Below are 7416 nucleotides of genomic sequence, written 5' to 3'. Positions count from 1 at the left end.
CCCCATACATTCACCTGACCAGAACCAGGAATAAAATTCTGAACGGAATCGGGATCATTCGAAGGGGCTTGATCATCCAAAAAGATATCGAACGTGACATCGGCAAGAGACAGAATGGTTGCGTCCCAATGCACGTTGAAATCGTAGGCGCCGACGAACTCACCGCTAAGGTCGGTGACTATGACATCGACCTTAGCCGGGTCACCGAGCGCCACGTCCTGGGAAACTGGATTAAACACCAGAGAAATCGCCGAGGCCGGCTGGGCGGCCAGCAGACTGAGCGGGACGGCAAGTCCCAATATCTTGAGTAATTTATTCATATCACTTTCCCCATCGTCTTAAGTCTCAATTCGAGTTATGTCCGACGCACCCCGCAAGGTGCGTCGGGTATTTCTTGGCTTTACTGAACAGTCATCTGAGTGGCGCATTTACGCGCATCCAGCACGGTAATCCAGCCGTTGCCGTCAGCATCGCGCGGGTCGTTCGGACCTGAGGCAGGCTGGTTCCGCGCCGCGGCAATGGCATTAATGTCATCGCGGTCGACATCGCCGTCCGGCTCCACGTCACAGCGCAGGAAATCGCAGACATCGCCTTTGCCGTTGCCGTCCGAATCCGTCTGATCGGCATTGGCAGCGTTCGGGCAGTTGTCGCAGGCGTCGCCCACGCCGTCGCCGTCGCTGTCTTTCTGATCCGGATTGGCAACCGCGCGGCAATTGTCCGTGTTATCAGGCACGCCATCGCCGTCGCTGTCGATAAAGGCGCCGCCGGTGGCCCGCTGCAACACCAGGAGCGCGTACGCTTGTTTGGAGTAGTTATTCCAAGAACCTGGAGCGCTGTTGCAAATGAAATTACCGTCGTTGCCGTTGATGGGCGCAGAGCCGTCCCAACACTGGTGTTCGAGGATTTCGTAGGCGTAGTCGAAATATTGGTTCTGGGTCTGCGTCGGGTCCGCGCCGTAATAACCTACGCCGCCGGCACCGAAGCTCGCCACGCGGGGCAGTGCATCCGGATCCTGGTGTACCTGGCGTACGGTACAGGCCGCATCGGGCGCCTTGGTGCCGAGATCGTCCGGACCCAGGTTGCCCGGCGCCGGCGCTATGCCCGACTGGCGCATGAACTCCATGCCCTTGAAAGAACTCCACAGGTAATACCAGTAAGAGCTGCCGGGCCAGCTATTGCCCATGCTGTCCAGGTCCTGCCAGCGATAGTGGTTGTAAAGCCAGCGGAGATAAGCCTGAACGGATGGGTCGTTGACGTTGGCTCCGCCCAGGAGCTGTACCCAGGTGCCCGAGGCGGTTTGCTGCAGGCTGGGGTTATAACCGGTTCTCTGGTAACCGTGACCGCGCTCAGTAGGATCGATCGAATCACAAGCAAAGTTGTCGGAACCGGCGGCAGACCCGTTGGCGGCGTAAGCCAGCTTCGAGCGCTCCAAGGCGGCGGTCAGCGCGGGGAGCCGATTGCCCGGATCGCCGAAGGCCGGATCCGTGTACACGGCCTTGGCCGCCGCGAGACCGGCTACGCCGAACTGGGTGGTCGAGGAGTCCGCACCCGGACCTGTATAACCCCAATAACCGTAGTTGTTCGAAGTGCTCGGGGGATCTTCCGGAGGGGTGTTGTCTTTAGTCTGTCCGGCGACGATCCGGTCGGAAAGCGTGTTGATGGCGGTGATCAGATCCACGTAATCTGCGGTATCGGGGATTTCCGGAGCGCTGGGGTCGCCCTTGTCCGGTCCGCCGGAGCGCAGATATTCGCTCAGTGCCATGAGGAAGCTGCCGTCGCGATACAGGTAAAGCGAAGTCTCGTTGACGCGATCCAGCATATAGGCGACGACTGTGCGCATGCGGGCCTTGTCGGTTGCATTGGCGCCGGAATAGCCCTGTGGCGGATCGGCAGGGTTTCCGGTAGCGCGTTTCTCGAGCAATGCGAGCGCTGTCAGACCGGCTGCGTCCCCGGCACTGCTGGGGTTGTTGTAGGCGCCTACGTTGGCTAAATATTCCAAGCCGCGGTCGATCGCCACGGCCACATCCTGCTCGAAAGGCGTGACCGCTTGCGCGCCCGTTCCGGCCAGGCTCAGCACCGTGCCCAGTATCACGGGTTTCAATCGTAAGTTTTTCATTGGTTTTCTCTCTCTTCTCAAACTCGTCTCGATAGGCTTCCCTGCGCCCATGTCCGGGAATCCCCTCTCTCCAAGCGATTCCGGAAACAAGGAGGTTCCGAGCAAGAGTCGAGCCACAATGAAAGGTGACTTAAAAATCAAGTGGGTGGCTGCTTTCTTTGAAAAAGTGTTCACGATCGAGCCAACTGCTGTAAAAAAAACTGACAGTGATCCGGGCCTTCACGAAAGGTTGATGTAGACTTGCCGCTTCACTAGCATTCCGATTCGTCAAAAGTCGATTGGTCATGGCAAGAGCAAGCCTTTTGAGCCGGCACGCGCTCCGGAACTGGACACCCAGCATTTATCTGAAACTGATGGTTCCCTTTTCGGTGGTTTTGCTGGTGACAGCCGCTATCGCCTGGTGGCTCACGACGCGTATGTTTTCCATAGCGCTGGAGGAGCGTGTCAACGAACAGCTTACGAATGTCGCGACCGTCTTGGCCAAGGGCAATCTTCCGCTGACCGACGATTTGGTATTCAAGGTTCGGCAATTGCTCGAGACCGAAATCGTGCTGATACAAAGGGATGGCTATATCGCGATGTCGACCTGGGGTAATGGCCGGGATGAAGCACATCGCCAAATATCGAAAATCTTCGCGCAGTGTCCTCAGGAAAGTGGCTGTATACGCCCGATGCCGATGCAATTGCCAAGCGGTCTTTACAGTGTGGTTCTCAGGCTAGTTCCGGCAGGGCGCGACTCCCGCTATCGGGCGGTGGCCGTCCTGTCATCGCTTGCCGACGTTCAGTCGGCTACCCGCAATGCGGCGGTTTGGATCGGCGCAGCCACGCTGCTGGGGGGCATGCTGATCGCGTGGGCAGGTCAGCGGATTGCGGCGGGCATCATCAATCCGCTGCGCGATCTCGCTCGCATGGCCGAAAGACTCGCCGGAGGCGACAGGGATGTGCGCGTCGAGTCTCGTCGATCCGATGAGATCGGTGAATTGATGGGCGCTTTGAACACCATGGCGGAAAAACTCCAATCTTTCGAACAGGCCCTGTCGCGAAGAACCAGGCTGGAAGCCCTGGGCGAAATGTCCGCCCGTATTGCCCACGAGGTGAGAAATCCGCTCACGGCAATCAAATTGCAACTGCAACTGATGCAGGAGAATGTCGATAAAGCTCAAGCAGAGCCGATACGACAAGCGCTCGACGAGATCCGTCGTCTGGAATTGGTGATCTCCAGTGCCCTAGACTTCGGGCGGTCCCGGAGTCTCGATCCGGTCGAGATCGACCTGAACGATCTGGTCGACGACGTAAGGCGCCTGTTCGGTCCGCAACTGCAACACCGGGCCATTTCTCTCGAATGCCGGCTCGACTCTTCGCTGCCGCAGGTTCGCCTGGATGCCGACCGCATCAAGCAGGTGTTGCTGAATCTGCTCGTCAATGCCGCCGAAGCAATGACGACGGGCGGGCTGATCCGAATCGGAACGTGCCGGACGGGAAGCGATCATGTCTCGTTAACGGTCGAGGATTCGGGTTCGGGGATCGATCCATCGCGGATGGACTTGATTTTCACGCCGCTGCATACCGACAAAAAAGGTGGCTTCGGGCTAGGGTTGCCCATTTCCAAAGAGCTCGTCGAGCTCCATGGGGGCACTATAGAGATATCGCGAAGCGATTTGGGCGGTGCGCGTTTCGCCGTTTTGTTGCCGATTGAGTCGATCAGATGACCAAGATTCTGATCGCCGACGACGAACGCGCCATCTGCCTGGCATTCAGTCAGCTGCTGAAGCGGGACGGTTATGAGCCGCTCATCGCTTCCGGGGGACGGGAAGCGTTGGAGCTGGTCGAGAGGGAGAAACCGGCGGCCGTTTTTCTCGATGTCAACATGCCGGATTTGAGCGGTCTGGATGCCCTCGCTCAAATCCGCGCACGCGATCCGCAACTGCCGGTCATCGTCATGACGGCTTACGGAACCATGCAAAGCGCAATGGAGGCGATGCGGCTCGGCGCGTTCGATTATCTCGGAAAACCTCTGGAACTGTCGCAGATTCGAACGTTGCTGCAGCGTGCCCTGTCGAGCCGTGCCGAATCTGCCGCCGGAATCCCGGCTGAGGCTAGCCTGGATACGAATGGCAAAGGTGTCATGATCGGTCAGAGCAAAGCGATGCAGGAAATTTTCAAGCTGATGTCCCTGCTGACCACCAACGATCTCACGATTCTGGTAACCGGAGAAAGCGGCGTGGGCAAGGAATTGGTCGCGCGCGGCATTCATTTCAATAGCCCTAGGCGCGAGCATCCCTTCGTCGCGGTCAATTGCGCCGCCTTGCCCGAGAACATCGTGGAAAGCGAATTGTTCGGCCATGAACGCGGCGCGTTTACCGGAGCGGAGGCGAGACGCATCGGTCGATTCGAAGCGGCCGGCGAGGGTACGCTGTTTCTCGACGAAATCGGAGAACTTCCCCTTCAATTGCAGGGCAAGCTATTAAGGGTTTTACAGGAGCGAAACTTCGAGCGTGTCGGCAGCGTCGCGTCGATTCCATTTAAAGCCAGACTTATCGCCGCCACCAACCGGAATCTGGATGTCGAAACGGCCGCGGGGCGGTTTCGCGAAGATCTCTATTTTCGGCTCAAACTGATTACGGTCGAAATCCCGCCGTTACGAACGCGCCGCGAAGATATCGCGTTACTGGCTCGGCATTTTCTTGGACAGGCAAACAACGAACTCGGCCGGCAAATCACGGGTATAGAGGCCGACGCCATGAAAGCCATTCAAGCCCACGACTGGCCGGGAAATGTCAGGGAGCTGGAACATACGATCAAGCGTGCGGTGTTGCTCTGCCGGGGCAATTCGTTAAGCCTGCACGAACTCGGTATAAAACCGAAGGCTCGCACGGACGGCCATTCCCTGGATTCCACGGATTTGGACGATTTACTGGATGCCGCCCGGCGCGCGCTGCGCGACGCCATTAACGTCGATGGACCCAAAGATTCGACTTTGGGGGTTTTTTATACAGTGGTCGAAGCGGTCGAACGCGCGATTATCGACGAGGCTCTGCAAATCACGAAAGGAAATCAGGTAGCCGCTTCTGAACTTTTGGGCCTGCACCGCACGACCTTGAGAAAAAAATATTTCCCCTCCTGATGCAAAATTGTACAGCGGTACTTGTTTCCTTCTCGGATTCGAATTCCGCAGCTGTACCGGCTTTACAAGCGGTTTTGAGTAAAGACCGAAAAAGGGCGTCTGTACAAAAAACCGACACGCCAACGACCCGTCGTCAGCGTGCCCAAGAAAACCAGGTGATCTAAGTGTCGGAATTTACGGCAGATTCAGTCTTGAATCGGTGAGCTTTAAAACTTGGTCTATAGTTTGCTCTAAAATCAATCGAAAACTCTCTTCTCACGAAAGCCGACTCAATCTCTCTCCTGGGTCGGCTACTTTCTGGAACGGGTGAGCCGTGCGCGTTCTGGCTCGGAGTCCAAATTCCGACAGAGACACCTGCGCAGGTCCGGCGTCCGTACATCCAAGCCGCACGCTCGCCGGAGTTTCAAAGCCGGTAAACACCTGGGGCTGCTGGATCTACGGTCAGTGAGTTCTGTTGGTCAGCCCTCTGACTTTTTGCCTGGTACGCATCGAGCGGCCTATTCGCTTCCGCAGCGGTCGTCCGCGCCTGAAAAGGATCGTGCCTCGATCAAAACGATAATAAGGTTTCATAAAAATGGTCTCGAAAACTGGAGTTTTCATAATCGGTGCCTTGGGGGACATCGCAAACACGCTGTTCGTGGGGTGTTCGGCGATACGGCGGGGATTAGTCTCCGGCGCCGGACTCGTCACAGACCTGACGCCTTTCGCCGATCTGAATTTGGTTGCCTTGGAGAATCTCGAATTCGGCGGGCACGACATTGCCGAGGGCTCCGTGCCGGAGTCCGCCGACCGCATTTACCGCGAGTCGCGGACCTTTTCGCGGGAAATTCTGGATGCGGTTCAGGCCGATCTGCAACGCATCAACGGTAACGTCGTCATCGATTCCTCCCTGCAATGGAACGTATTGAGTCCGTCAGACCGTCTGCCGCCGCTCGATGCGCTGATTGAACGGATGCGGGGCTATCTGCGCGGCTTCATCGACAAATTCGGTTTCGATCGTGTGGTGCTGGTCAATCTGACATCGGCCGAGCCGAATCCGCCGCTATCTGAATATCACCTGGATTTGACCGCTTTCGAAAGACTCCTGAACGAGGACAGAAAGGATTTGATTTCGCCGGGCATGGCCTGGGTCTACGCGGCCTTTTCCGAAGGCTGCTCTTACGTCAACTTCACCCCCAATCTGGGCGCGAACGTGGCGGCCCTGCAGCAGCTCGCCGAGGTAAAAGGCGTATCGTACTGCGGCAACGACGGCAAAACCGGCGAAACGCTGGTGAAAACGGCACTGGCGCCGATGTTCGCCTGCCGCAACCTTCGCGTCATGAGCTGGGAGGGCTATAACCTGCTCGGCAATAACGACGGGCGGACACTGAACGATCCCGACAACAGCAAAGCGAAAATCGGCAATAAGGAAGCCGTTCTGGAGAGAATACTCGGTTATCCGGTTCAAGCGGGAGTTTCCATCAATTTCGTGCCTTCCTTGGGCGATTGGAAAACGGCGTGGGACTTGATCCACTTTCAGGGATTCATGGATGTGCCCATGACGATGCAGTTCACCTGGCAAGGCTGCGATTCCATACTGGCCGCTCCCTTGGTACTGGATCTGATCCGTCTGATCCATTTCGCCGGCTGTCAAGGAGAGTCCGGACCGACGCCACACCTCGCCAGTTTCTTCAAGAATCCGATCGGCGTGGCCGAGCAGTCGTTATCCGCCCAGTTCGGGCTGTTGCTCGAGTACGTCGAGCGCCATCGGTCCAAAATTGCAGCCAAGTCAGGCGGTAAGAACCTCGCCGGATTAAGGGCAGCGACTTAGGGAATTCACGGCTAACAGCACGAAGGATGATAGCCGGCTATGTGGCGCGGAAATCCACTGGTGGCCATGATCCCGCCGTATCTGCTGGGAATCGGGATCTCGCTGCTGATGACGCTCGATTTTTGGCGTGGCGGCGAATCGGGTTCTTCCACGCATGCGCTATTTCTGTATGCGATAGTCGGCACGGCGGTCGGCTATATTCTCTACCCTGTCAAATCGTCGGTTTGTTCTAGCCCGCTCCTGGCCATTTTCGTCTGGAGTTCCGGAGCCGCCATTAGCGTCTTTGCGTTTTGGCTCGTGGTTTCGGTCACCCTGGCCCTGCCGCTGGTCATTCGGCTCGGCCTGGCCATCGGACTGATCCAAGCC

The 7416-nt window shown here is 57.3% G+C and carries 6 protein-coding genes; 4 read left to right on the top strand and 2 right to left on the bottom strand.

Going from position 1 to position 7416, the window contains the following annotated elements:
- Positions 1-320 (bottom strand): hypothetical protein (locus ABJK70_RS17435; protein WP_347258602.1); only part of this gene is annotated, 320 nt, incomplete at its 3' end.
- Positions 321-400: 80 nt separating this feature from the next.
- Positions 401-2116, bottom strand: coding sequence for a thrombospondin type 3 repeat-containing protein (locus ABJK70_RS17430; protein ID WP_347258601.1), 1716 nt, complete (start codon positions 2114-2116; stop codon positions 401-403).
- A 284-nt stretch (positions 2117-2400) separates the two neighbouring features.
- On the opposite strand from ABJK70_RS17430, the gene ABJK70_RS17425 reads away from it, so the two are divergent.
- The 4 genes from ABJK70_RS17425 to ABJK70_RS17410 form a co-directional block, all read left to right on the top strand.
- A complete protein-coding gene (locus tag ABJK70_RS17425) occupies positions 2401-3825 on the top strand; it encodes an ATP-binding protein (protein WP_347258600.1) in 1425 nt (474 codons plus the stop codon).
- Positions 3822-5240 (top strand): sigma-54 dependent transcriptional regulator, encoded by a 1419-nt coding sequence (locus ABJK70_RS17420; protein WP_086135345.1) that lies wholly within the window; start codon positions 3822-3824, stop codon positions 5238-5240. Before ABJK70_RS17425 ends, ABJK70_RS17420 begins: the two co-directional genes overlap by 4 nt.
- Positions 5241-5814: 574 nt before the next feature.
- Positions 5815-7050, top strand: a complete 1236-nt coding sequence (locus ABJK70_RS17415) for an inositol-3-phosphate synthase (protein WP_347258599.1) — start codon at positions 5815-5817, stop codon at positions 7048-7050.
- A gap of 60 nt (positions 7051-7110) precedes the next feature.
- Positions 7111-7416: hypothetical protein (locus tag ABJK70_RS17410; protein WP_347258598.1), on the top strand; the 306-nt coding region annotated here is incomplete at its 3' end.

It is taken from the genome of Methylocaldum sp. (genome assembly GCF_039794385.1).
In the GTDB taxonomy this organism is placed as follows: domain Bacteria; phylum Pseudomonadota; class Gammaproteobacteria; order Methylococcales; family Methylococcaceae; genus Methylocaldum.
The sequence above is the reverse complement of the archived record's forward strand: the minus strand, read 5'-3'. Positions and strand labels throughout refer to the sequence as shown.

Excerpts from the sequence above, each read along its gene's own strand:
- ABJK70_RS17430 (WP_347258601.1), bottom strand. The coding sequence starts at position 2,116 with ATGAAAAACTTACGATTGAAACCCGTGATACTGGGCACGGTGCTGAGC.
- ABJK70_RS17425 (WP_347258600.1), top strand. The coding sequence starts at position 2,401 with ATGGCAAGAGCAAGCCTTTTGAGCCGGCACGCGCTCCGGAACTGGACA.
- ABJK70_RS17420 (WP_086135345.1), top strand. The coding sequence starts at position 3,822 with ATGACCAAGATTCTGATCGCCGACGACGAACGCGCCATCTGCCTGGCA.
- ABJK70_RS17415 (WP_347258599.1), top strand. The coding sequence starts at position 5,815 with ATGGTCTCGAAAACTGGAGTTTTCATAATCGGTGCCTTGGGGGACATC.